At 60.3% G+C, this 20,918-nt stretch carries 18 protein-coding genes, 3 tRNA genes and 1 pseudogene; 19 read left to right on the plus strand and 3 right to left on the minus strand.

Translation table 11 applies throughout. The annotated features are described in order from the left end of the window. Positions 1 to 50 precede the first annotated feature (50 nt). The 5 genes from AC6I21_RS06320 (at position 51) to gltX (ending at position 5,939) form a co-directional block, all read left to right on the plus strand. Complete coding sequence (locus AC6I21_RS06320) at positions 51 to 1,109, plus strand: 3-isopropylmalate dehydrogenase (protein WP_497763251.1); 1,059 nt, start codon at positions 51 to 53, stop codon at positions 1,107 to 1,109. 124 nt (positions 1,110 to 1,233) lie between these two features. Further along, complete coding sequence (locus tag AC6I21_RS06325) at positions 1,234 to 2,328, plus strand: branched-chain amino acid aminotransferase (protein WP_138178307.1); 1,095 nt, start codon at positions 1,234 to 1,236, stop codon at positions 2,326 to 2,328. 79 nt (positions 2,329 to 2,407) lie between these two features. Continuing rightward, positions 2,408 to 3,514: a UDP-glucose 4-epimerase GalE gene (gene galE, locus AC6I21_RS06330; RefSeq protein ID WP_138178309.1), complete on the plus strand. Its 1,107-nt coding sequence runs from the start codon at positions 2,408 to 2,410 to the stop codon at positions 3,512 to 3,514. 8 nt (positions 3,515 to 3,522) lie between these two features. Then, the gene (locus AC6I21_RS06335) at positions 3,523 to 4,287 is read left to right on the plus strand and encodes a fumarylacetoacetate hydrolase family protein (protein ID WP_396278371.1); all 765 of its coding nucleotides are present in this window, start codon (positions 3,523 to 3,525) and stop codon (positions 4,285 to 4,287) included. Between the two features lie 146 nt (positions 4,288 to 4,433). Then, on the plus strand, positions 4,434 to 5,939 hold the full coding sequence (gene gltX, locus AC6I21_RS06340; RefSeq protein ID WP_497763252.1) for a glutamate--tRNA ligase: 1,506 nt from the start codon (positions 4,434 to 4,436) through the stop codon (positions 5,937 to 5,939). On the opposite strand, the gene AC6I21_RS06345 is transcribed toward gltX, so the two are convergent. Then, positions 5,936 to 6,088: a hypothetical protein gene (locus AC6I21_RS06345; RefSeq protein WP_396278373.1), complete on the minus strand. Its 153-nt coding sequence runs from the start codon at positions 6,086 to 6,088 to the stop codon at positions 5,936 to 5,938. The genes gltX and AC6I21_RS06345 overlap by 4 nt on opposite strands. A 211-nt stretch (positions 6,089 to 6,299) precedes the next feature. Here AC6I21_RS06345 and AC6I21_RS06350 point away from each other — a divergent pair. The 7 genes and pseudogenes from AC6I21_RS06350 to thiL form a co-directional block, all read left to right on the plus strand. Further along, positions 6,300 to 6,767, plus strand: a pseudogene (locus AC6I21_RS06350) (HAD family hydrolase); the annotation flags it as partial. Positions 6,768 to 6,836: 69 nt separating this feature from the next. After that, a tRNA-Gln gene (locus tag AC6I21_RS06355) sits at positions 6,837 to 6,908 on the plus strand. Positions 6,909 to 6,956: 48 nt separating this feature from the next. After that, positions 6,957 to 7,029: transfer RNA gene (locus tag AC6I21_RS06360), tRNA-Glu, on the plus strand. A gap of 44 nt (positions 7,030 to 7,073) precedes the next feature. Continuing rightward, a tRNA-Glu gene (locus AC6I21_RS06365) sits at positions 7,074 to 7,146 on the plus strand. Positions 7,147 to 7,149: 3 nt separating this feature from the next. Beyond that, positions 7,150 to 9,009, plus strand: a complete 1,860-nt coding sequence (locus tag AC6I21_RS06370) for a dynamin family protein (RefSeq protein WP_396278374.1) — start codon at positions 7,150 to 7,152, stop codon at positions 9,007 to 9,009. Beyond that, positions 9,006 to 10,649, plus strand: a complete 1,644-nt coding sequence (locus AC6I21_RS06375; RefSeq protein WP_396278375.1) for a GTPase — start codon at positions 9,006 to 9,008, stop codon at positions 10,647 to 10,649. Before AC6I21_RS06370 ends, AC6I21_RS06375 begins: the two co-directional genes overlap by 4 nt. 7 nt (positions 10,650 to 10,656) lie before the next feature. Continuing rightward, a complete protein-coding gene (thiL, locus tag AC6I21_RS06380; RefSeq protein WP_396278376.1) occupies positions 10,657 to 11,673 on the plus strand; it encodes a thiamine-phosphate kinase in 1,017 nt (338 codons plus the stop codon). Between the two features lie 58 nt (positions 11,674 to 11,731). Here the strand turns inward: thiL and AC6I21_RS06385 are convergent, their stop codons facing one another. Beyond that, on the minus strand, positions 11,732 to 12,463 hold the full coding sequence (locus AC6I21_RS06385; RefSeq protein ID WP_138178322.1) for an IclR family transcriptional regulator: 732 nt from the start codon (positions 12,461 to 12,463) through the stop codon (positions 11,732 to 11,734). Between the two features lie 114 nt (positions 12,464 to 12,577). On the opposite strand from AC6I21_RS06385, the gene leuC reads away from it, so the two are divergent. The 6 genes from leuC to AC6I21_RS06415 all read left to right on the plus strand — a co-directional run bounded on the left by leuC (position 12,578) and on the right by AC6I21_RS06415 (position 19,202). Further along, positions 12,578 to 14,026: a 3-isopropylmalate dehydratase large subunit gene (leuC, locus tag AC6I21_RS06390; RefSeq protein WP_396278377.1), complete on the plus strand. Its 1,449-nt coding sequence runs from the start codon at positions 12,578 to 12,580 to the stop codon at positions 14,024 to 14,026. 14 nt (positions 14,027 to 14,040) lie between these two features. Continuing rightward, a complete protein-coding gene (leuD, locus tag AC6I21_RS06395; protein WP_343833526.1) occupies positions 14,041 to 14,646 on the plus strand; it encodes a 3-isopropylmalate dehydratase small subunit in 606 nt (201 codons plus the stop codon). Positions 14,647 to 14,912: 266 nt separating this feature from the next. Then, positions 14,913 to 16,253, plus strand: a complete 1,341-nt coding sequence (murA, locus tag AC6I21_RS06400) for a UDP-N-acetylglucosamine 1-carboxyvinyltransferase (protein ID WP_497763253.1) — start codon at positions 14,913 to 14,915, stop codon at positions 16,251 to 16,253. A 73-nt stretch (positions 16,254 to 16,326) separates the two neighbouring features. Further along, a complete protein-coding gene (locus AC6I21_RS06405; RefSeq protein ID WP_497763254.1) occupies positions 16,327 to 17,043 on the plus strand; it encodes a lysophospholipid acyltransferase family protein in 717 nt (238 codons plus the stop codon). A 3-nt stretch (positions 17,044 to 17,046) separates the two neighbouring features. Next, complete coding sequence (locus tag AC6I21_RS06410; protein WP_279402109.1) at positions 17,047 to 18,084, plus strand: NAD(P)H-dependent glycerol-3-phosphate dehydrogenase; 1,038 nt, start codon at positions 17,047 to 17,049, stop codon at positions 18,082 to 18,084. Continuing rightward, positions 18,081 to 19,202: a D-alanine--D-alanine ligase family protein gene (locus tag AC6I21_RS06415; RefSeq protein WP_497763255.1), complete on the plus strand. Its 1,122-nt coding sequence runs from the start codon at positions 18,081 to 18,083 to the stop codon at positions 19,200 to 19,202. The genes AC6I21_RS06410 and AC6I21_RS06415 overlap by 4 nt, the downstream gene beginning before the upstream one ends. A 63-nt stretch (positions 19,203 to 19,265) precedes the next feature. Here the strand turns inward: AC6I21_RS06415 and AC6I21_RS06420 are convergent, their stop codons facing one another. Next, the gene (locus tag AC6I21_RS06420; protein ID WP_342773593.1) at positions 19,266 to 19,856 is read right to left on the minus strand and encodes a DUF3515 domain-containing protein; all 591 of its coding nucleotides are present in this window, start codon (positions 19,854 to 19,856) and stop codon (positions 19,266 to 19,268) included. Between AC6I21_RS06420 and AC6I21_RS06425 the strand changes: the two genes are divergently transcribed. Then, positions 19,857 to 20,912: an LCP family protein gene (locus AC6I21_RS06425; RefSeq protein WP_497763256.1), complete on the plus strand. Its 1,056-nt coding sequence runs from the start codon at positions 19,857 to 19,859 to the stop codon at positions 20,910 to 20,912. The last annotated feature ends 6 nt before the right edge of the window (positions 20,913 to 20,918 follow it).

Consider the following 20,918-nt stretch of genomic DNA (forward strand, 5'->3'; position numbering starts at 1 on the left):
ATGATGAGATAACTTCTCACATGTTGGATTCCTCCGGCTAGGATCTAAACATGGGAAACGTATTGAATATTGCAGTCATACCCGGGGACGGCATCGGGCCCGAGGTCGTGGCCGAAGCCGTTAAGGTTCTGAAGGTTGCCACCAACGCCAGCGCCACGCGAGTTGAGCTCACGGACTACGCACTGGGAGCCGAGCACTGGCTGGCCACGGGGGAAAGCCTGAGCTCGGAAACCCTGGAGTCAATCAAGAAGCACGACGCTATCCTCTTCGGAGCCGTCGGTGCCGCGCCGGGGGATACCCGCATCCCTTCCGGGCTTATTGAACGTGAACTGCTGCTCAAGCTGCGCTTTTCCCTCGATCACTTTGTGAACTTGCGGCCAGCCAAGCTGTACCCGGGAATTGAGAGCCCTCTGGCCAACCCTGGCGACATCGACTTCATCGTGGTGCGGGAAGGCACCGAGGGACCGTATGTCGGCAACGGGGGATCGGTACGAACGAATACGGCCCACGAAATCGCCACCGAAGTCTCGGTCAACACCGCCTATGGCGTGGAGCGCGTGGTGCGTGATGCCTTCACCCGAGCTGCGGCACGCCCTCGCAAGCACGTAACGCTGGTGCATAAGCACAATGTCCTCGTACATGCCGGACATTTATGGCGTCGTACGGTCGAGGCCGTGGCAGCGGACTTCCCGGAGGTGACCCACGATTATCTGCACGTGGATGCCGCCACCATCTTCCTGACCACCGACCCTTCGCGGTTCGATGTCATTGTCACCGACAATCTTTTCGGCGACATCCTTACCGATCAGGCCGGTGCCATCACCGGGGGCATTGGCTTGGCCGCCAGCGGCAACATCAACATGGACCGGACCTATCCGTCCATGTTCGAGCCGGTGCATGGCTCTGCGCCGGATATCGCCGGGCAGCAGAAAGCCGATCCCACGGCAGCGATCCTGTCCGTGTCGTTGATGCTTGACCACCTGGGATTATCCAAGGAAGCCGCCGCGGTTGAGCAGGCTGTCGAAAAAGAGATCACCTCACGGCAGGAATTGACCGATCAGCGCACCACGGCCGAAATCGGCGATGCAATTGTGTCACTGCTGGCATAAGCTACACATAGAAGCCCAGCTGGCGAAGTGAATCTTCCCTGATGGGCGCAACCACGAACGGGTGTTCCGCTTTAGGCGTGGGCACCCGTTTTTCGTCACCGAAGTAAGGAAGTCCTAGGTCGATATGGAATTCACCGAACATCTCTCAACGAATCGCGCCACCGACGAAGAGCGCGCCCGCATCTTGGCGAACCCGGGTTTCGGTGACTTCTTTACGGATCACACCGCCGTGATTGACTGGACCTCCAACGAAAATGGCGAGGGCGGCAACTGGCATGATGCACGAATTGAACCCTACGGGCCCATTGCCCTGGATCCGGCCGCCTCGGTGCTGCATTATGGGCAGGAAATTTTCGAAGGCCTGAAGGCCTACCGCCATGCAGATGGCACCGTCTGGACCTTCCGGCCCGACAAGAACGCCGCGCGTCTCAACCGCTCCGCGGCCCGTCTGGCCCTTCCGCAGCTCGACGAGGAGCTGTTTGTGGAGTCCCTGCGCAGGCTCGTGAAGGCAGATGTTCAGTGGGTTCCTTCCGAAGAAGGCGAGTCGCTGTACATTCGCCCGTTCATGATCGCCACCGAGGCCTTCCTTGGGGTGCGGGCAGCACGCGAAGTGTCCTACCGCGTGATCTGCTCGCCAGCCGGAAACTACTTCGGCGGCGAGCTGAAGCCGGTGTCCATCTGGGTCTCCACCAAGTACGCCCGCGCCGGTCGCGGCGGCACCGGCAATGCCAAGTGCGGCGGCAACTACGCTGCCTCCCTGGTCGCCCAGATGGAAGCCGAGGCCAACGGATGCAAGCAGGTACTCTTCCTGGATCCGTTTAACAACAATGCCGTCGAAGAGCTTGGCGGAATGAACGTGTTCTTTGTCATGAAGGATGGAACGCTGGTCACCCCGGCTCTCACCGGAACCATTTTGGAGGGCGTAACCCGTGAATCGGTGCTGCAGCTCGCCAAGGACCGCGGGATGAAGGTCGAGGAACGAACCATCACCCTGGATGAATGGCGTGAAGGAGTCAACAGTGGTGACATCAGCGAAGTCTTCGCCTGCGGAACCGCGGCCGTGATCACCCCGATCGGTGTTCTGAAGAATGGGGACGAGATCATTGGGGACCCCCAGGCCGCTGCCGGGGAAGTCACCATGGCCATTCGTGAGGAACTGCTTGGCATCCAGCTGGGAACGGTGGAAGACCGTCACGGCTGGTTGGAGCAGCTGGCCTAACGAGCAAGCAATATCGATAGAATGGCTCGGGCTTTTCCTTGAAGTCCGAGCCATTCGCCCGCGAAGCTAAAGGAATACGATGCGCGTACTTGTCACCGGTGGAGCTGGGTACATCGGCTCCCACACCGTTCTGTTGTTGCTCGAGGAAGGGCACGAGGTGTTCGTTGTCGACAACTTCAGCAATTCCTCGCCTGAATCGTTGCGTCGTGTCTCTGCCCTCACCGGTCGGGCTCCTCGCTTCTTCAACGTTGATTTGCTGGACGCTGATCGCCTAAACGAGGTTGTCATTGAAGCAGCTCCCGATGCAGTAATACATTTTGCCGGACTGAAGGCCGTCGGTGAGTCGGTCTCAAAGCCACTGATGTACTATCGCAACAACGTCACCGGCACCTTGAATCTGTTGGACGCCATGGAACTTTCCGGATGCCGTCAGCTGGTCTTCAGTTCGTCGGCCACGGTGTACGGCGAGTCGACGGAGCTTCCCCTGGTGGAGTCCACCCCGCGCAGCGCCACCAACCCGTATGGGCGCACCAAGCTTCACATCGAGGAGATGCTTGAAGAGCTTGCGGCGGCAGATGAGCGTTGGTCCATTGCCGCCCTGCGCTACTTCAACCCGGTAGGCGCCCACGAGTCGGGTCGTATCGGGGAAGATCCCCAGGGAATCCCGAACAACCTCATGCCCTACGTGGCACAGGTAGCGATCGGGCGCCGTGAGCAGGTCAACGTCTTCGGCGGTGACTATCCAACGGTGGACGGTACCGGCGTGCGCGACTACATCCACGTCGTCGACCTGGCGTCCGGACACCTGGCCGCCCTGGACTATCTTTCAGACCGCACCGGATCTTTTGTTTGGAACTTGGGGACGGGTGAAGGCTCCAGCGTGCTGGAGGTGATCGAGGCCTTTGGGCGGGCAGCGGAGAAAGACATTCCCTATCAAATCGTTGAGCGTCGGCCCGGGGATGTCGCCGAAAACTATGCTGATCCAGTTAAGGCGCGGCTCGAGCTGGGCTGGAAATCCGAGCGTGGATTGGAGCAGATGGTCCGCGACATGTGGCGCTGGCAGGAGAACAATCCCACCGGTTTCCCGGAAGAAGACTCTTCGGCTACCGATGAGCAGCTTAATAACGAGCTGCTTCAGGCGGCGCGACGCGCCTCAGATCCCAAGAACGCCAAAGAAAGTAACTAGGTAAAGCAATGCGCATTGCACGATTCGTAGTAGACGCTGACCCTCTGTACGGCGTGGTCGAAGAGCAAAAAGTCCACACGCTGGCGGGGGACCCCTTCTTTCAAGGGATCAAACCGACCGGACAAAGCCACGAGCTCGAGGATGTCCGCCTGGTGGCCCCCATCATTCCTCGCTCAAAGGTGGTGGCCTTCGGACGCACTTATCGCAAACACGCTGAAGAGCTGGGCAATGAGGTACCCCCGGAGCCGATCATGTTCCTCAAGCCCAACACCTCCGTGGTGGGACACAACGAACCGGTCACGCTTCCTTCGTTTTCCGACGAAGTCTCCTTCGAGGGGGAGTTGGCCGTGGTGATCGGACGCATTTGCAAAGACGTTCCCGTGGAAAAAGTGCCCGAAGTCATCTTCGGCTACACGGCGGCCAACGATCTGACCGCCCGGGATGCCCAGCGCAGCGACCTGCAGTGGGCTCGCGCCAAGGGCTTTGATGGTTCATGCCCCCTGGGCCCATGGATCGAGACCGAGCTGGATAATCCCGACGACATTGGGATTGTCACCAGGGTCAATGGCGAGGTGAAGCAGGACGGCTCCACGAGCGAACTGATTTGGTCTGTTCACGAGCTTGTTGCCCGAGCTTCTGAAGCCTTCACGCTGTTGCCGGGCGATGTGATATTGACCGGCACCCCTGCAGGTGTGGGCGAGGTGCGTGAGGGGGACCGCGTCGAGGTCGACGTCGAAGAGATCGGTAGTCTTGGCAACATTTTCCGTCGCTGAGAATTGAGGCTTTCAGCGCTTTACCACGCTAAGTGAAAAGTTTGAGCAGGACCTTTAGGTGGATAACCAGAGGTCCTGCTTCTCTTTGCGCCCTTTCTAGCGCGGAATGGAGCGGCCCGTAGAAGTGGGCATAGAATGAAGTCATCATGATTGATCTATCGCTGATTCCCGCAGTAACCGATGACACTCCCGTCCGGGTTCGCTTTTGCCCCTCGCCAACCGGCACTCCGCACGTAGGCTTGATCCGCACCGCGCTGTTCAACTGGGCCTACGCCCGGCACACCGGTGGCAAGATGATCTTCCGTGTCGAAGACACCGACGCCAACCGCGACTCCGAAGAAAGCTACAACCAGCTGCTGGACGCGCTGGACTGGATGGGCATCGACTGGGATGAAGGGGTGAACGTCGGTGGCCCGCACGAGCCGTACCGTCAGTCCCAGCGTAGCGACATCTACCAGGACGTCATTGCCAAGTTGCGTGCTGCCGGTCATCTGTACGAGTCCTACTCCACCCCGGAGGAGATTGAGGCCCGCCACCGAGCCGCCGGCCGTGACCCCAAGCTCGGCTACGACAACTTTGACCGCGAGCTGACCGATGAGCAGGTTGCCGCGTTCAAGGCAGAAGGCCGCGAGCCGGTGTTGCGCGTTCGCATGCCCGACACCGACCTGAGCTTCACTGACCTGGTCCGCGGGGAAATCACCTTCAAGGCTGGTTCGGTCCCGGACTTCGTGGTGGTGCGCGCCAATGGGAAGCCGCTCTACACCCTGGTGAACCCGGTGGACGACGCGCTGATGGGGATCACCCACGTCTTGCGTGGCGAGGATATCCTTTCATCCACCCCGCGCCAGATAGCCCTCTACGCGTTGCTGCATGACATTGGCGTCGCCAAGTACATGCCTCGCTTCGGTCACCTGCCCTACGTCATGGGCCAGGGCAACAAGAAGCTGTCCAAGCGTGATCCGGAATCCAGCCTCTTCCTGCACCGGGAGCGCGGCTTTATCCCCGAGGGGCTGCTGAACTACCTGGCACTGCTGGGCTGGTCGCTGAGCGCGGATGAAGACATCTTCACCCGGGAGCAGCTGATCGAGGCCTTTGACGTGAAGGACGTGCTCTCCAACCCGGCACGCTTCGACCAGAAGAAGGCTGAAGCAATCAATGGCACCCATGTGCGCATGTTGGAGCCGCAGGACTTCAGGGACCGGCTTGTTCCCTACCTGCAGGCCGCAGGCCTGGTTGGTGAGGAGCTGAGCGAGCGGGAGGCGCAGATCCTGGATGCTGCAGCACCACTGGTCCAGGAGCGCGTGGGCCTGCTGGGAGAAGCAGCCGACATGATGGCCTTCCTCTTCCTGGCCGACGAGCAGATTACCGTGGATGAGAAGGCATTGAAGGGCATGCCGACCAACCTTGGCGAGGTTGTCCAGGCCTCCATCCAGGCACTGGAGCCGCTCACCGAGTGGAGTGCAGCGGCAATCCAGGAAGCCCTGCGGGCAAAGCTCGTCGAGGAGATGGAGCTGAAGCCGCGTCACGCCTTCGGTCCGGCCCGCGTCGCGGTCTCCGGCAAGAAGGTCTCACCGCCGCTGTTTGAATCCATGGAGATCCTGGGCAGGGAATCAAGCCTCAATCGGCTTCGGGCCTTTGGTGAAGGCCGCTAGAAACGGTTATCGCCGCTGCGGCTGAAACAGCTGACGCCCTCGACACTCTCGTTCTTTCGGGAGTCGTCGAGGGCGTTCTTTTCGATATTGACGATACACTCGTCGATTTGCGCCATGCTGCGGTCGACGGGTTCCTGGCCATCGTTCACGACAATTTCTCCGTCGTGGACCACGCGCTGCGGTTACAGATTGCTGGCGACTTTGCCGATGGCGGGGCCCACGCCTATGAACGTTGCATGGCTGGCGAACTGACGTTTATTGAACAACGTCTTCTGCGTGTTCAGCGGGCGTATGGCCTCGCTTCAGTTCCGGCGCCAGATGCCTTGGCGCTGACAGGCTGGGGGGCAAAGGTACGAATCCCGGGTTCGAAGCGCCTGGAAGCCCTTTTCAGACGTTCTCGAGCACCTTGGGGCGCTGTCGGCCCAAGGGATCCCGTTCGGTGCCGTGAGTAACAATGTTGCGGCATATCAGCGTGAGAAGCTGAGGCTTGCTGGACTCGACATGTTCGAAGTGGTTATTGGTTCGGGTACCGCCGGTGCCCCGAAGCCTGATGCAGCTCCCTTCCTGGCCGGTTGTGAGCAATTGGGAACCGATCCGGGCAGGACCCTTTACGTGGGCGACAACCCCATAAACAATGTGGTGGGGGCAAAGAATGCCGGACTGCCGGCAGTCTTGCTGGATCGTGGGGCACGTCACAAGAATTCCGAATCGGCGCGAGTGGAAAATCTGACCGAGCTAACCCCTGAAATCCGCGAGAATTCAAGGGATTTGGCGGCTCGGACAGCGGGAGCACTCTCGATTTGTTTCTTCCCGAAAACGCCGGTATAGTTATATCTCGTGCTGAGGCGAACAGGAAAGTTCGAAAAGCTGAGCTTTCCGAAAAGCCGCAGGTCACAATGGGATATGGTGTAATTGGCAACACAACGGTTTCTGGTTCCGTCATTCTAGGTTCGAGTCCTGGTATCCCAGCGCTTCACCAAATTTATTTGGTGAGCTAAGAAGAAGTTCTTAGCGTGCGGCCCCATCGTATAGCGGCCTAGTACGCCGCCCTCTCACGGCGGTAACGCGGGTTCGAATCCCGCTGGGGTCACAAGTTTTCTTCATCTTAGGTTCCCCGAGTCATCGGGGTTTTGCGGCCCCATCGTATAGCGGCCTAGTACGCCGCCCTCTCACGGCGGTAACGCGGGTTCGAATCCCGCTGGGGTCACGCATGAACAAAAGCCACGGGAAACCGTGGCTTTTGTTGCACCCGCTGCGTGTGCCCTCTTGCCCTGACTTCACTTTCGGGCAAGATGGGCATATGGATCCGATATCTTCCACTGGCCCGAACCCAGAGCCGCAGCCGAACAGCACTGAAGGACAAGCCAGTGCGCTGGAGCGGACTTTGGTGGGGCTGGAGGACATCCTGGCTCGGCTGATGTTCGTGCACGGCTATCGGTGGGAAACCGGGGATCCCGGGGAACTGAAAACCATGATCAGGAACCAGATCAGCGATTATCTCCTGCCTCGGGCCCGCAATGCCCACGCGCCACTGCTGGGCGTGGTCGGTGGTTCCACTGGGGCTGGCAAGTCGACTCTGGTCAATTCACTGCTTCAGCATGTCGTTACCCGTACCGGGGCCGTGCGTCCCACGACCCGCACGCCGGTGCTGGTGCATCACCCAGATGACCACCAGTGGTTCACCGGCTCAAGAATCCTGCCCTCCCTGACCCGGCTGACCGGCAGCGGGTACCAGAACGCCTCAAGTCTGCAGCGTTCAGATGCACTGCTCCTATTGGCCGACCAACAAATTCCATCGGGGCTGGCGCTACTGGATGCTCCCGACATTGATTCCGTTGCAGATGAGAATCGTGAATTGGCCGGCCAGCTGTTAAACGCGGCGGACCTCTGGATCTTTGTCACCACCGCGAACCGCTACGCGGACGCCGTCCCCTGGCAGCTGCTGCAATCCGCCGGGCGCCGCTCGGTGACGGTTTCGGTGATCCTAAACCGGGTGCCGCATGGAGCGGAGTCACAAATTGTGCCCGAGCTGGCAGCCCTGCTGGAGGCCCACGGGATTGACCCGGAGCTGTTGCAGGTGATCGATGAAGCGGAGCTAACCGAAGAAGGACTGATCCCCTATGAAGAAGTCCAGCAGCTTGGGGCTTGGCTGCAGTCCTTGGCCGCCGACGCGGCCGAACGCCGGAGGATAGCGGCCCAAACCCTACGCGGTGCCTTGGAGCAGTTGGCGGAGGATCTCGACACCCTGGTGGCCGCAGCCAATGAGCAGGATAGGGAAGTAGGCGAGCTTCAGGAGTATGTCAGGGAACGCTTTGCCTTGGCCCTGGAGCGAACCCAGGACTCGCTGCACGATGGTTCCCTGCTACGTGGCGAAATCCTGGCCAGATGGCAGGACTTTGTCGGTGCGGGGGAGCTGATGCGCGGTCTTGAGGGAACCGTAGGTCGGGTCCGAGACCGTGTTGCCGGCTTCTTTACGGGAAGACCACCGACCCCCAAGAAGGTGGAGAGCGCCATTGAGACCGGACTCCACCTGGTGCTGGTCAATGAAATCACCAAGGCATGCCAGGACGTGGATCGACGGTGGGTTGCCTCCGCACCGGGCACCGAACTGCTGCTGGGTATTGATTCTCCCCGTCCGTCGGCGGATCTTCCCGAGGATGCTGCGCAAACGATCCGGGACTGGCAACGTGATGTGCTGGATATGATCCGCAAGGAAGGCGCCGGCAAGCGCAAGACCGCGCGTATCGCCGCCTTCGGGGTCAACGGGCTGGCGGTAGCGCTCATGGTGGTGGTCTTCGCCTCCACCGCCGGCCTGACCGGGTTGGAAGTGGGAATCGCCGGAGGTTCGGCAGTCGTTGGGCAAAAGCTGCTGGAGGCGATCTTCGGCGAAGACGCTGTGCGCCGCATGTCGCAGCGGGCGAGCGTCCTGCTCCAGGAACATTGCCGCGCCTTGATAGAACGTTACGAGGGGAACTACACGCGCGCCACGGAGCATGTCCTAGAGCAAAGTGTTGCCAGTGAGCTGGCCAAACAAATCGGCGTGCTGGGGCGGGACGGAGGAAATTCTTGAGCGAGCGCAAACGGCAGCGTGCCGCATCAAATCTGACCGAACAGATCAATGCTTTGAACCAGGCGCTGGAACTCGGTGGCGACTTTATGGATCCAGTCCACTACCAGGAGAGCCAGGCTGTGCTGGACAAGGCAGCGGCACGGCGGGAACTGTCGGCTGAGCACACGGTCATCGGGCTCTTCGGGGCCACCGGCAGCGGCAAGTCCAGCTTGTTCAATGCCCTGGTAGGGAAGGACATCGCGTTGACCGGCGTGGTGCGTCCCACCACCCGCGCTGCGGTGGCCGCCGTATGGAAGCCGGAGAACGCGGCGGAACTGCTCGATTGGCTGCAAGTTCCAGAACGCCACAGTATGAGTGAACCGTTGCAGGGAGCGGCCTCCAGCCGCAAGGCGGCGCACACCAGCGGATTACTGCTGTTGGATTTGCCGGACATGGATTCCACTTCCGTTGAACATCACCAGATCGCCGCACGACTTGCCGGGCAGGTGGACTTTCTCATTTGGGTGCTGGATCCGCAAAAGTACGCTGATGCCAGCATCCACCACGGCTATTTGTCCAGCCTGGGTGCCCAAGCAGGCAACCTGATGGTGGTGCTGAACCAAATCGACACCCTCTCACCATCCGACCGGGAGGACGTCCTTGTCTCACTGAAGAACCTGCTGAAGGACCAGGGGCTGAAGGACGTGCCAGTCGTGGTGGCTTCAACATTGACCGGGGAAGGCGTAGAGGAAGTGCGAAGCCAGATTGTCACCGTCATGCGACGGCATGAACTGGCAACGCAGCGGATTCGCAACGATGTTGACGCCATTGCCCGGCAGTTGGAGGAGGAGCTTCCCGCCTCCCGGGTTTCCCTACCGGGAAAATTATCTCAACAACAGCTGGAGCGAAGCGTGGCTGCGGCCCACGGAACCGAGCGAATCGCTGACGCGGTGGGCACGTCCTACCGGTTGCGGGCCGCCAAGAGTACTGGCTGGCCGTTGACGTCCTGGCTCACCCGTTTGCGAAACGACCCGTTGCAGCGAATGAATCTGGGCCGAAACGAGAAACCCAGCGACCTGTCCCTGACCTCGCGGCCAGAACTGTCCGCGGGGGAGGTGGCCGCGGTTGACCGGGCAGTGGAAGGCTATGTTCACCAGGCCACCGAGCCGATGCCGCCAAGCTGGCGCCAACCGTTGCTGGATGACATGTCGGAGGCCGGAGAGCGGATGGAAGGGCCAATCGACCTGGCGATTGCCTCGACGCCGCTGGGAGTGGAAAAAGGTTCCTGGTGGTGGCCGCTGATCAAAATCCTGCAATGGGTAAGCGTTGTGTTTGCCGCCGCAGGTGCCCTGTGGCTCGGCGCGCTGGCTGCCGCCCAGTTCATGCAGTTCTCCTTGCCCGAACCACCACGAATTGAGGGAATTGCGATTCCCACCCTGCTGCTGCTCGGCGGTATCCTAGTAGGTATTGTGCTTGGCCTTGGCGGCTCGATTTTCAATCGGCTACTCGCTAGGATCAAGCGCAAGAAAGCCTTGGGGAACTTGAACAAGTCAGTAGCGCAGGTCGTGCGGCAGGAAGTCGTGGATCCAACAGGGGAACACGTGGATCGATACAACAGCTTCGCCGGAATGATTCGCCAAGCAGCAAAGAGAGTGCAATAGGTTTAGAGTGACTGATCACGTACAGACTTCCGAACGCACCGTGGCAAACATCGGCGAAAGCGGAATTCTTCAAGTCATCCTCCCCATCTTCAAATCCCAGGGTGTCGTGCTCGGCCCCGGGGATGACGCCGGCGTCTTGCAGATCGGCACCGGTGAAGTCCTGGTGACCGTGGACACCATCGTCGAGGACCAGGATTTCCGGCTGAAATGGCCCAGCGGCGCGGTGCATGAGGCCTTTGACATTGGATGGAAGTCTGCCGCCCAGAACCTCTCAGACATCAATGCCATGGGTGGCCAACCCACCGGCGTGGTCATTTCCCTATCGCTGCCCGGCGAGACGAGCATCGGTTGGGTTGAGGATTTCGCCCGCGGGTTCGCCCAGGCACTGCATGAGCTGAGCGAACACCCGATCGCCGTACTCGGTGGAGACCTGGGGCTGTCCAAGGAAATCTCCGTCACCACCACCGCGCTCGGAGAGACCAGCAAGGGACGGGTGCTGCGCAGCGGCGCGAAGCCGGGGGACCTCGTGGCGGTGGCCGGCCGGGTTGGTATGGCCTCGGCGGGCCTGGCGCTGCTGGACAAACCCGATTCCGAGCACTCGTGGAGCCGTGCTCTGCGCCGCGTGGTGCAGGGCCAATGCCGCCCGGTGCCACCGTTGGAATCCGGTCCGCGGGCAGCCGAAGCCGGTGCCACCGCGATGCTTGACCTTTCCGACGGCCTGATGATTGATGCCCAACGTCTGGCAACCGCCAGCGAGGTGACACTCGCATTGGATTCCCAGCCACTGGCCGACTTCGCCCGCCGGCTGCAGCCAGCGGCCGACTTCCTGGGTGAGGAAGCCATGCAGTGGGTTTTGTATGGGGGAGAGGACTTCGGATTGCTGGCGACCTTCCCCAAGGATGCCACCATTCCAGAGGAATTCAGCATCATCGGAAAGGTCGCAACGACGGGCAGCAAGGGGACCGCCATCACCATTGATGGGGAGCAAATGTCCACCAGCGAAGGGTTTGACCACTTTTCCTGACCGGTCACAGCGCCAGGTATAACCGCTGGCTTGCCCCGAATGCTGCTGCCGGGTGCTGCTAGTAGGCAGGTGCGTCCTCCTGGACGCGCAACAGCTCCGAGAGTTCGTCGGCCGTCTGCACGACCGCCTCGTGGTGGATCTTGCCTGGCTGACGGGTCAGACGCTCAATGGGGCCGGACATGGACAGGGCGGCGATCACCCTTCCGGACTGTCCGCGAACCGGCGCCGAAACCGAGGCGACACCCGGTTCGCGTTCGCCCAGCGACTGCGCCCAACCGCGGCGGCGCACCCCGGCAAGAATGGTGGGAGTGAAACGGGCGCTGCGCAACCCGTCGACCAGACGCTCGTTGTCTTCCCAGGCCAACAACACCTGGGCCGCTGAACCTGCCTTCATGGATAATTGCGTACCGACGGGGATGGTGTCCCGAAGTCCCACCGGACGCTCCGCACTGGCAATGCATACGCGGTACTCCCCCTGCCTGCGGAAGACCTGGGTGCTTTCGCCGGTCTGGTCACGTAATCGAACCAACAGCGGGCCGGCGGCCGTGACCAATCGATCTTCACCCGCTGCCCCAGCCAATTCAACCAGTCGGTTACCGAGTTCAAAACGACCGTGCATGTCCCGCCCAACCAAGCCATGATGAGCCAGCGACTGGGCGATTCGGTGAACCGTGGGACGGGAGATGCCGGTAGCGTCCACGAGTTGGGCCAGGGAGAAGGGGCCCTGTTCCAGGGCGTTGAGTATCGCGACGGCCTTATCCAGCACGCCGACACCGCTGCTAGTTGTCATGAAAGATATCCTCCCATCTCAATATTTGAGATTCAAGTCCGCATATTGGAAAACTCTGCCCTGGAGCTGGCACACTGGAAACTGTAGGAAGAACAAGTTGAAGGAGTGTGTCGTATGTCTGCGCAGCAGTCACCCATGACACTGGCCGAGAAGGTCTGGAACGCCCACGTTGTGCGTCGCGGAGAAGGCGAAGGAGCCGCGCGTCAGCCCGATCTGATCTTCATTGACCTTCACCTACTGCATGAGGTCACCAGCCCGCAGGCCTTTGAGGGGCTGCGCCTGGCCGGTCGAAAGCTGCGTCGCCCGGATCTGACCATCGCGACCGAAGACCACAACACTCCCACGCTTGACATTGACAAGCCCATCGCGGACCTGACCAGCCGTACCCAGATCCACACCCTGCGGGATAACTGCAAGGAATTCGGGGTGCGCCTGCACTCCCTGGGCGACAAGGAACAGGGAATCGTGCACGTGGTCGGGCCCCAGCTGGGTCTGACCCAGCCGGGCATGACCGTGGTGTGCGGTGACTCCCATACCTCCACCCACGGAGCCTTCGGTGCTTTGGCCTTCGGGATTGGCACCTCCGAGGTGGAACACGTCATGGCCACCCAGTCCCTGAGTCTGAAGCCGTTCAAGACCATGGCCATCAATGTGGAGGGAACACTCAAGCCCGGTGTCACCTCCAAGGACATCATCCTGGCCGTGATTGCCAAGATCGGCACCGGCGGGGGACAGGGCTACGTCCTGGAATACCGGGGCTCGGCCATCCGATCCCTGTCCATGGATGCACGCATGACCATCTGCAACATGTCCATCGAAGCCGGAGCCCGCGCCGGCATGATCGCACCGGATGAGACCACTTTCGAATACGTCAAGGGACGCCCACACGCGCCGGAAGGCGAAGACTGGGATGCCGCAGTCGAGTACTGGAAGACCCTGCACACGGACGAAGGCGCCGAATTCGACGCAGAAGTCTTCCTGAACGCGGACGAACTCGAGCCTTTCGTTACCTGGGGAACGAACCCGGGCCAGGGTGTGTCACTGTCTGACTCGGTGCCAAGTCCCGAGGACTTCGAGGACGAAAATGACCGTCAGGCGTGCGAACGCGCCCTGAAGTACATGGGGCTGGAAGCCGGAACCCCCATGAAGGACATTCGGGTGGACACCGTGTTCCTGGGCTCCTGCACGAACTCGCGTATGGAGGATCTGCGCGCCGCCGCAGAGATCATTCAGGGACGGGAAAAGGACCCGGACGTACGCATGATCGTGGTCCCCGGCTCGGCCCGTGTCCGCCTGGAGGCAGAAGCCGAGGGCCTGGACAAGGTCTTCAAGGACTTCGGGGCCGAGTGGCGTTTCGCAGGGTGCTCCATGTGCCTGGGCATGAACCCGGACCAGCTCTCGGAAGGCGAGCGCTGCGCATCAACCTCGAACCGCAACTTTGAGGGGCGCCAGGGCAAGGGTGGGCGAACCCACCTGGTGTCACCACTGGTCGCCGCGTCCACGGCCATTCGCGGAACCTTGTCCTCACCCTCGGATGTCGCCCAGACTCCGGTTGCCGTCTAGAAAGGAACACTTCCATGGAAAAGTTCATCTCCCATACCGGAATCGGTGTTCCCCTGCGCTCGAGCAACGTGGACACCGACCAGATCATCCCGGCCGTCTACCTCAAGCGCATTACTCGTACCGGTTTCGAGGACGCGCTGTTCGCCGGCTGGCGCAAGGATGAGAATTTCATCCTGAACCAGGAGCCCTACTCCTCAGGCAGCGTGTTGGTGGCGGGTCCCGACTTCGGTACCGGCTCCTCCCGTGAACACGCCGTGTGGGCGTTGAAGGACTACGGGTTCAAGGCAGTGCTCTCCTCAAGGTTTGCCGACATCTTCCGGGGCAACTCCGGCAAGCAGGGCTTGGTGGCGGCCCAGCTGGCTCAAGATGACATTGAGTTGATCTGGAAGGAATTGGACAACAATCCAGGTACGCAGATCACTGTGGACCTGGACTCCCGGACCGTCACCTGTGGTTCCCTCGTTGCCCCGTTCGATATTGATGACTACACCCGCTGGCGCCTGATGGAGGGGCTGGATGACATTGGCTTGACGCTGCAGCACGAGGACGCCATCACCGAATACGAACAGGCGCGGCCTTCCTTCAAGCCGAAGACCCTGCCAGCACGCACCGCCAGCTGACTCCTGCTATTCGGTCACATCATGCTGTGGGCGGCACCACCCGATTTCTCATTGGAAAGACGGCGGTGCCGCCTTTATTGCCTTCCAGCGCAGTGCTTTCCCAAGATGTGGTGTGAATTGCCTGATAAGACGGAAATAATGTGGACGGCTCGCAACGTTGGAACCAAGAGGACACAGGGCCAGGCGGTATGCTGGCTTAGTCCTATCCACTTTCGGAATCCGAAGGCAGTGGACAGTTTCAACTACGTGATGAGGGTAATTCATTCATGGGCAAGATCCTGACAATCCATGGTGGTGTGCCACTGAAAGGCACCGTAAGAGTTGGCGGAGCCAAGAACTTGGTCCCCAAGGCCATGGTTGCCTCTCTGCTCGGCAATACGCCCTCGGTCCTGCGCAACGTCCCGGAAATCAAGGACGTTTCAGTGGTGCGCAGCTTGCTGGAACTGCACGGGGTCAATGTCACACAGGATCCGCAGACCGGGGACCTGACGATGGATCCCACCGACGCGAAGTCCGCCTCCAACCGCGCGATTGACGCCCATGCTGGTGACTCGCGCATCCCGATTCTTTTCTGTGGCCCGCTGATTCATTCGCTCGGCCAGGCCTTTATCCCGGACCTGGGTGGCTGCCGGATTGGTGACCGACCCATCGATTTCCACCTGGATGTTCTGCGCGAATTCGGCGCCGTGGTTCACAAGGGTGAAGACGGCATCCGGATCTCCGCGCCCCAGGGTCTGTCCGGCGCCAAGCTCGATCTGCCCTACCCGTCGGTGGGCACCACCGAACAGGTACTGCTCTCGGCTGTTCGCGCCCGAGGCGTGACGGAGGTGCGCAACGCCGCTATTGAACCGGAAATCCTGGACCTGATCGCGCTGCTGCAGAAGATGGGCGCGATCATCTCCGTGCACCGCGATCGGATCATCCGGATCCAGGGTGTGGATGAGCTCCAGGGCTATGACCACACTGCCCTTCCGGACCGCAATGAGGCTGCATCATGGGCTTCGGCCGCACTGGTGACCAAGGGTGATATCTTCGTCGAGGATGCCCAGCAGCGGGACCTGACCGCCTTCCTGCACGTATACCGTCAGATCGGCGGCGAGTTCGATGTCAAGCACAATGGCATCCGCTTCTACCACCCCGGTGGCGAGCTGAACCCGCTGATCCTGGAAACCGACGTCCACCCGGGGTTCATGACCGATTGGCAGCAGCCGTTGGTGGTGGCCTTGACCCAGGCCAGCGGGGTATCGGTGATCCATGAAACCGTGTACGAAAACCGTTTCGGCTTCACCGAGGCGCTGCAGCGAATGGGCGCAACCGTCCAGGTTCACGTGGACTGCCTTGGCTCCACCCCCTGCCGCTTCGGCCACCGCAACTTCAAGCACTCGGCGGTTGTCATGGGCCCAGTCGACCTGCGCGGTACCGACGTGGATATCCCGGATCTGCGTGGCGGGTTCTCCCACTTGATCGCGGCCCTGGCCGCCGAAGGCACCAGCACCGTAACTGGAATTGAAATCATCAACCGCGGTTATGAGCACTTCACTGAAAAGCTCATCTCCCTGGGCGCCAATGTAGAGCTCCACGAAGCGGGAGTGAAGGTTGGCAGCTGACAGCACGGTGAGCAAGGAACCACTGAAGTCCAGGCTGATCTTTGCAGGCCTGGCCGGCGCCGTTCGGCCGGTGATGAATGCCTTGATCGGCAAGACCTGGAAGGGCTTTGACTCACTTCCGCAGGGCGGGTTCATCCTCTGCGTCAATCACGTTACCAAGATCGACCCGCTCGTGATTGGCCATGCCATGTACAGCAATGGCCGATTGCCGCGTTGGCTTGCCAAGGAATCATTGTTCACAGCCCCCGTGCTGGGTTGGATCATGAAAGCCTCAGGGCAGGTGCCCGTGGCGCGCAAGAGCAGCGCGGCCGGCGACTCACTGGTGGTGGCCAAGCAGGTGCTGGACGCGGGTGGGGTAATCATCATTTACCCAGAGGGAACGCTGACCCGCGACCCGAACCTGTGGCCAATGCGGGGGCACACCGGTGCGGCACGTCTGGCCCTGCAGACCGGTGCCCCGGTTGTGCCCATGGCGCACTGGGGCGACCAGGAACTGCTGCCACGCTACAGCAAGAAACTGAACCTGTTTCCGCGCAAGCACGTGGTGGTCTCAGCCGGACCCGCGGTGGACCTGGATGATTTGCGCAATGGTCCGAGGACCCGCAGCGTCCTGCAGGAGGCCACGGACCGCATTATGCGTGAGGTGACCCGTTTGCAGGCCGAGCTGCGCGGTGAAGAGCCGCCAGCCAAGCTATGGGATCCCAGCGAGCACGGCCAGGCGGCCACCGGTTCCAGCTATGAAGCATCAACTTCTGTCACCGAAAAGAACAAGCCAGCCGTAGAGGACTGAAAAGTGCCGAAAACCTTGCCACGTAAGATCGCCGTCATGGGAGCCGGAAGCTGGGGGACCACCTTCGCCAAGGTGCTGGCAGACACGGTGGAGCATCATGACATTCCCGTGATGATCTGGGCGCGGCGTAGCGAAGCAGCGGCTGAGATCAACGAGCGGCACACGAACTCGCGGTACCTGCGCGAAACCAAACTGCCAGCGAATATCAGCGCCTCAAGTGACAAGGCCGAAGTACTTGCCCAAGCCGATCTGGTGGTTCTGGCCATTCCTTCGCAGTCCTTGCGCAGCGAGCTCGCTGAGTTCAAACAGTACCTGGAGACCGGGGCGGTGCTGCTGTCCTTGATGAAGGGCCTGGAGCGCGGTACCGATCTTCGCATGAGTGAAGTGATCGCCGAAGTAACTGCTCTGCCACAGGACAAGGTCGCGGTGCTGTCCGGCCCGAACCTCGCCATGGAAATCGCCCGGGAGCAGCCAACGGCATCCGTCGTGGCGTGCACCGACCCGGAAGTCGCCAGCTGGATTGCCGAACTCTGCTCGGCTCCATACTTCCGTCCCTACACAAATGATGACGTGCTGGGTGTTGAGCTCGGCGGAATTGTCAAGAACATAATCGCGCTGGCCGTGGGAATGTGCGATGGCATGGGCTACGGAGACAACACCAAGTCCAGCGTCATTACCCGAGGTCTTGCCGAAACCACCCGCCTAGTTCTCTCCCTGGGCGGACGCATGGACACCCTGGCCGGACTTTCCGGGCTAGGGGACCTGGTGGCCACCTGCTCCTCGGCGTTATCACGCAACAATACAGCCGGCCGCCTGTTGGGCCAGGGCTTGTTCCTGGAAGAAGTCAACGACCGCATGTCGCAGACGGCTGAAGGCATCAAATCAGCACGGGCCGTTTTTGACCTTGCCACGGCACATGGAGTGGATATGCCCATCACCGAGGCCGTCACCATGGTTTTGGAGGGGAACTTGAGCGTGGAAAATATGGCCCAGCGCTTGCTGGCACGTGACCTTAAATCCGAAGGAGAGCCGCAGTCATGAGTGAGGCCAAGGAAACCAAACCGCGAGTCCTGCTTCTGATGGGCGGCCAGTCCTCCGAACACCCGGTCTCCTGTGTCACGGCTGCCGGCGTCATACATGCCATTGATGCGGAGCAGTTCGAGGTCATTCCGGTGGGAATCACCCGCAAGGGTGCCTGGACACTCGTCGAAGAGGATCCGCGCGACTGGTCGCTGAGCGGCAGCGACCTGCCCGAGATCACCAGTGTGAGCACCGCCGTGGCGCTTTCGAGCAACGGCGTAGAAACCAGGCTGATCGCCCGGAACGGGGACACGGTCGAGGATCTGGGCAAGGTCGACGTGGTCTTCCCACTCCTGCATGGACCTTTTGGCGAGGACGGCTCCATTCAGGGCCTGCTGGAAATCAGCGGAGTGCCCTATGTCGGTTCCGGCATCGCAGCCAGCGCTGTCGGCATGGATAAGCACTTCATGAAGGTCATTTTCGAGGCAGCAGGGTTTAACGTGGGGCCCTACGTTGTCATTGGTAACAAGGAATGGCAGCGCGAGCCACAGGCTTGCCTCGATAAGTGTGATGTCCTGGACTACCCGTTATTCGTCAAACCCGCTCGTGCTGGTTCCTCTGTTGGTATCACGAAGGTTGATTCCAAGGATGGACTGGCGGCCGCGATTGACTTTGCTCGCGCCGAGGACCCCAAGGTCATCGTTGAGCAGGGCATTGAAGGTCGTGAAATCGAGTGTGGCGTGCTGGAGGGCAACGGCGCTAACGTTGCACGTGCTTCACTGCCCGGCGAGATTGCGGTGGAAAGCCCGGATAACGCCTTCTATGATTTCCAAGCCAAATACGTCAACGGCGCTGCGGCAAAACTGACCTGCCCGGCGGTGCTCAGCGATGAAGCCACTGCCGCCATTCGTGACCTGGCGGTCAAGGCATTCGACGCCGTCAACGCGGAAGGACTCTCTCGAGTTGACTTCTTCTACACCCCGGAAGGGGAGTGGATCATCAATGAAATCAACACCATGCCCGGATTTACTCCGTCGAGTATGTACCCACACATGTGGCAAAAGACCGGCATTGAGTACCCGGAGTTGATTCATCGACTGATTGATCTGGCGTTGGAACGTACGACTGGACTGCGCTAAGGCGTGATTTACTGCCAATAGGCAGCGCCCGGTATGCCGGGTGCTGCCTATTGGTTCGTGTTCCTACATGTTGTCTAGGGCCTTGTCGTACGAGACGCATTTACGCTCGGCAGGGATCTTGCTTGCAGCATCAGCCAGAGAAGCCGTGACAGTGCTCGAGGGAATTTCTTGAGGATCTAAGAGAATCTCCGTGGCCGGGCTCCGTCCATAGGTGGTCAATGTCCACACCCCGTCGTCTCCCTCCCGAGCAATCCAGTCAACCCCGTTGACCGAGACGCAGGGGTCCGGAGTGGGGCCGGGCACCTGGACGCCGCACCGTAGCACCACTTGAGCAGGATCTCCCCACGCCGCAGTAGCCTGAGAACTGGTCGGGCGCTTTTCAACGTCACCCATGACTTCCGGGAGGACTACCATCATGTCGGCGCAGCGAGGATTCGCGGCATCTGGTGCGGCTTCAACGTTCAGCACAGCTTGGCACCCCGTCAAAAGTGTGACGGCGGCCATGGAGCCAGCAACCAAGCCTGCGCGTTTACTGAATCTTGAGACTCGACTTGATAACGGTTTGCGAAGAAAACTCATTTTGGCCACCTTATTAGCGTACCTGTCATTTCTGATAGCTAAGATGTAGTGAGTTAAAAGTGTGAAAGGTTGCATATGTCTGAACCAACTGCAGCGGTGGAAGAGACTAAACGTCCACGGCGAAAGAAACGTCGGGGACTAGGTGTCCTCATTACTGTCTTGGCACTTGTTGTCATAGCGGCAATCGTCGCCGGTCTCTATGTTTGGAACTTGGGACGCACTTTCGACGAAAACTCGCAGCGTCTGCCCGACGCATTTCCGGCAGAGCAAACGCGCCCGGAGGTGAAAGAGGAATCCAAGGACGCAGTAAATATTCTGCTTTTGGGCAGCGACACTCGCGAACAACGCGCTGACGGGGATGATGACGAGGGGTTCGGCACTCTGCCCAACGGTGGTCGGTCTGACACCATGATGTTGGTCCACATTCCGGAGAACCGTGAAAATGTGTATGTCACCTCCATCATGCGCGATACGTGGCTGGACATTCCCGGCGTTGGAACCGCCAAGATCAACCGTGCGTTTGCCAGCGGGGGAGTTCCCAAGGCCGTCGAAACGCTGGAAAACCTCTTCGGGGTGAGAATCAACCATGTTGCTTCGATCGACTTTGAAGGATTCAAGGGGTTGACCGACGCTCTGGGCGGCGTCACTATCAACAACCCGATCGCCTTCCGTCAGTCGATCACCAACGGGATGTATTTCCCGGCAGGAACCCAGACACTGGATGGCGAACAGGCCCTCGCATTCGTCCGGGAACGCAAGTCGTTCCCTGGCAGCGATTATCAACGCGTGAAAAATCAGCAGCTGTTCGTGAAGGCGATGTTGGGACAAATCATGTCACGGGAGACGCTGACGAATCCCGGAAAGGTTTCGGATGTTATTTCAGAGATCTCTCCCTTCATTGCGGTCGATGACTCGCTGAATTCTGCGGCCGTGGCTAAGCTTTCGACCGGTATGCTGGATGTGCGTCCCTCCGATATGACCTTCTTTACGCTTCCGAATAAGGGACCGGGACGGTCGGCAGACGGGCAATCCATTGTCATTCCTGACATGGAGGTCATCGACAAGTTCGGTAAGGCGTTACAAGACGATAAGGTCGATGAATTCGTGGCGTCCACAGACTTGTCACGATGATGCAGA

Source organism: Glutamicibacter sp. St.4D3 (assembly GCF_059728615.1).

Bases quoted from the DNA above. Each gene is read 5' to 3' on its own strand.
- AC6I21_RS06320 (WP_497763251.1), top strand. From the start codon at position 51: ATGGGAAACGTATTGAATATTGCAGTCATACCCGGGGACGGCATCGGG.
- AC6I21_RS06325 (WP_138178307.1), top strand. From the start codon at position 1,234: ATGGAATTCACCGAACATCTCTCAACGAATCGCGCCACCGACGAAGAG.
- galE (WP_138178309.1), top strand. From the start codon at position 2,408: ATGCGCGTACTTGTCACCGGTGGAGCTGGGTACATCGGCTCCCACACC.
- AC6I21_RS06335 (WP_396278371.1), top strand. From the start codon at position 3,523: ATGCGCATTGCACGATTCGTAGTAGACGCTGACCCTCTGTACGGCGTG.
- gltX (WP_497763252.1), top strand. From the start codon at position 4,434: ATGATTGATCTATCGCTGATTCCCGCAGTAACCGATGACACTCCCGTC.
- AC6I21_RS06370 (WP_396278374.1), top strand. From the start codon at position 7,150: ATGAACAAAAGCCACGGGAAACCGTGGCTTTTGTTGCACCCGCTGCGT.
- AC6I21_RS06385 (WP_138178322.1), bottom strand. From the start codon at position 12,463: ATGACAACTAGCAGCGGTGTCGGCGTGCTGGATAAGGCCGTCGCGATA.
- leuC (WP_396278377.1), top strand. From the start codon at position 12,578: ATGTCTGCGCAGCAGTCACCCATGACACTGGCCGAGAAGGTCTGGAAC.
- leuD (WP_343833526.1), top strand. From the start codon at position 14,041: ATGGAAAAGTTCATCTCCCATACCGGAATCGGTGTTCCCCTGCGCTCG.
- murA (WP_497763253.1), top strand. From the start codon at position 14,913: ATGGGCAAGATCCTGACAATCCATGGTGGTGTGCCACTGAAAGGCACC.
- AC6I21_RS06405 (WP_497763254.1), top strand. From the start codon at position 16,327: ATGAATGCCTTGATCGGCAAGACCTGGAAGGGCTTTGACTCACTTCCG.
- AC6I21_RS06415 (WP_497763255.1), top strand. From the start codon at position 18,081: ATGAGTGAGGCCAAGGAAACCAAACCGCGAGTCCTGCTTCTGATGGGC.
- AC6I21_RS06420 (WP_342773593.1), bottom strand. From the start codon at position 19,856: ATGCAACCTTTCACACTTTTAACTCACTACATCTTAGCTATCAGAAAT.
- AC6I21_RS06425 (WP_497763256.1), top strand. From the start codon at position 19,857: ATGTCTGAACCAACTGCAGCGGTGGAAGAGACTAAACGTCCACGGCGA.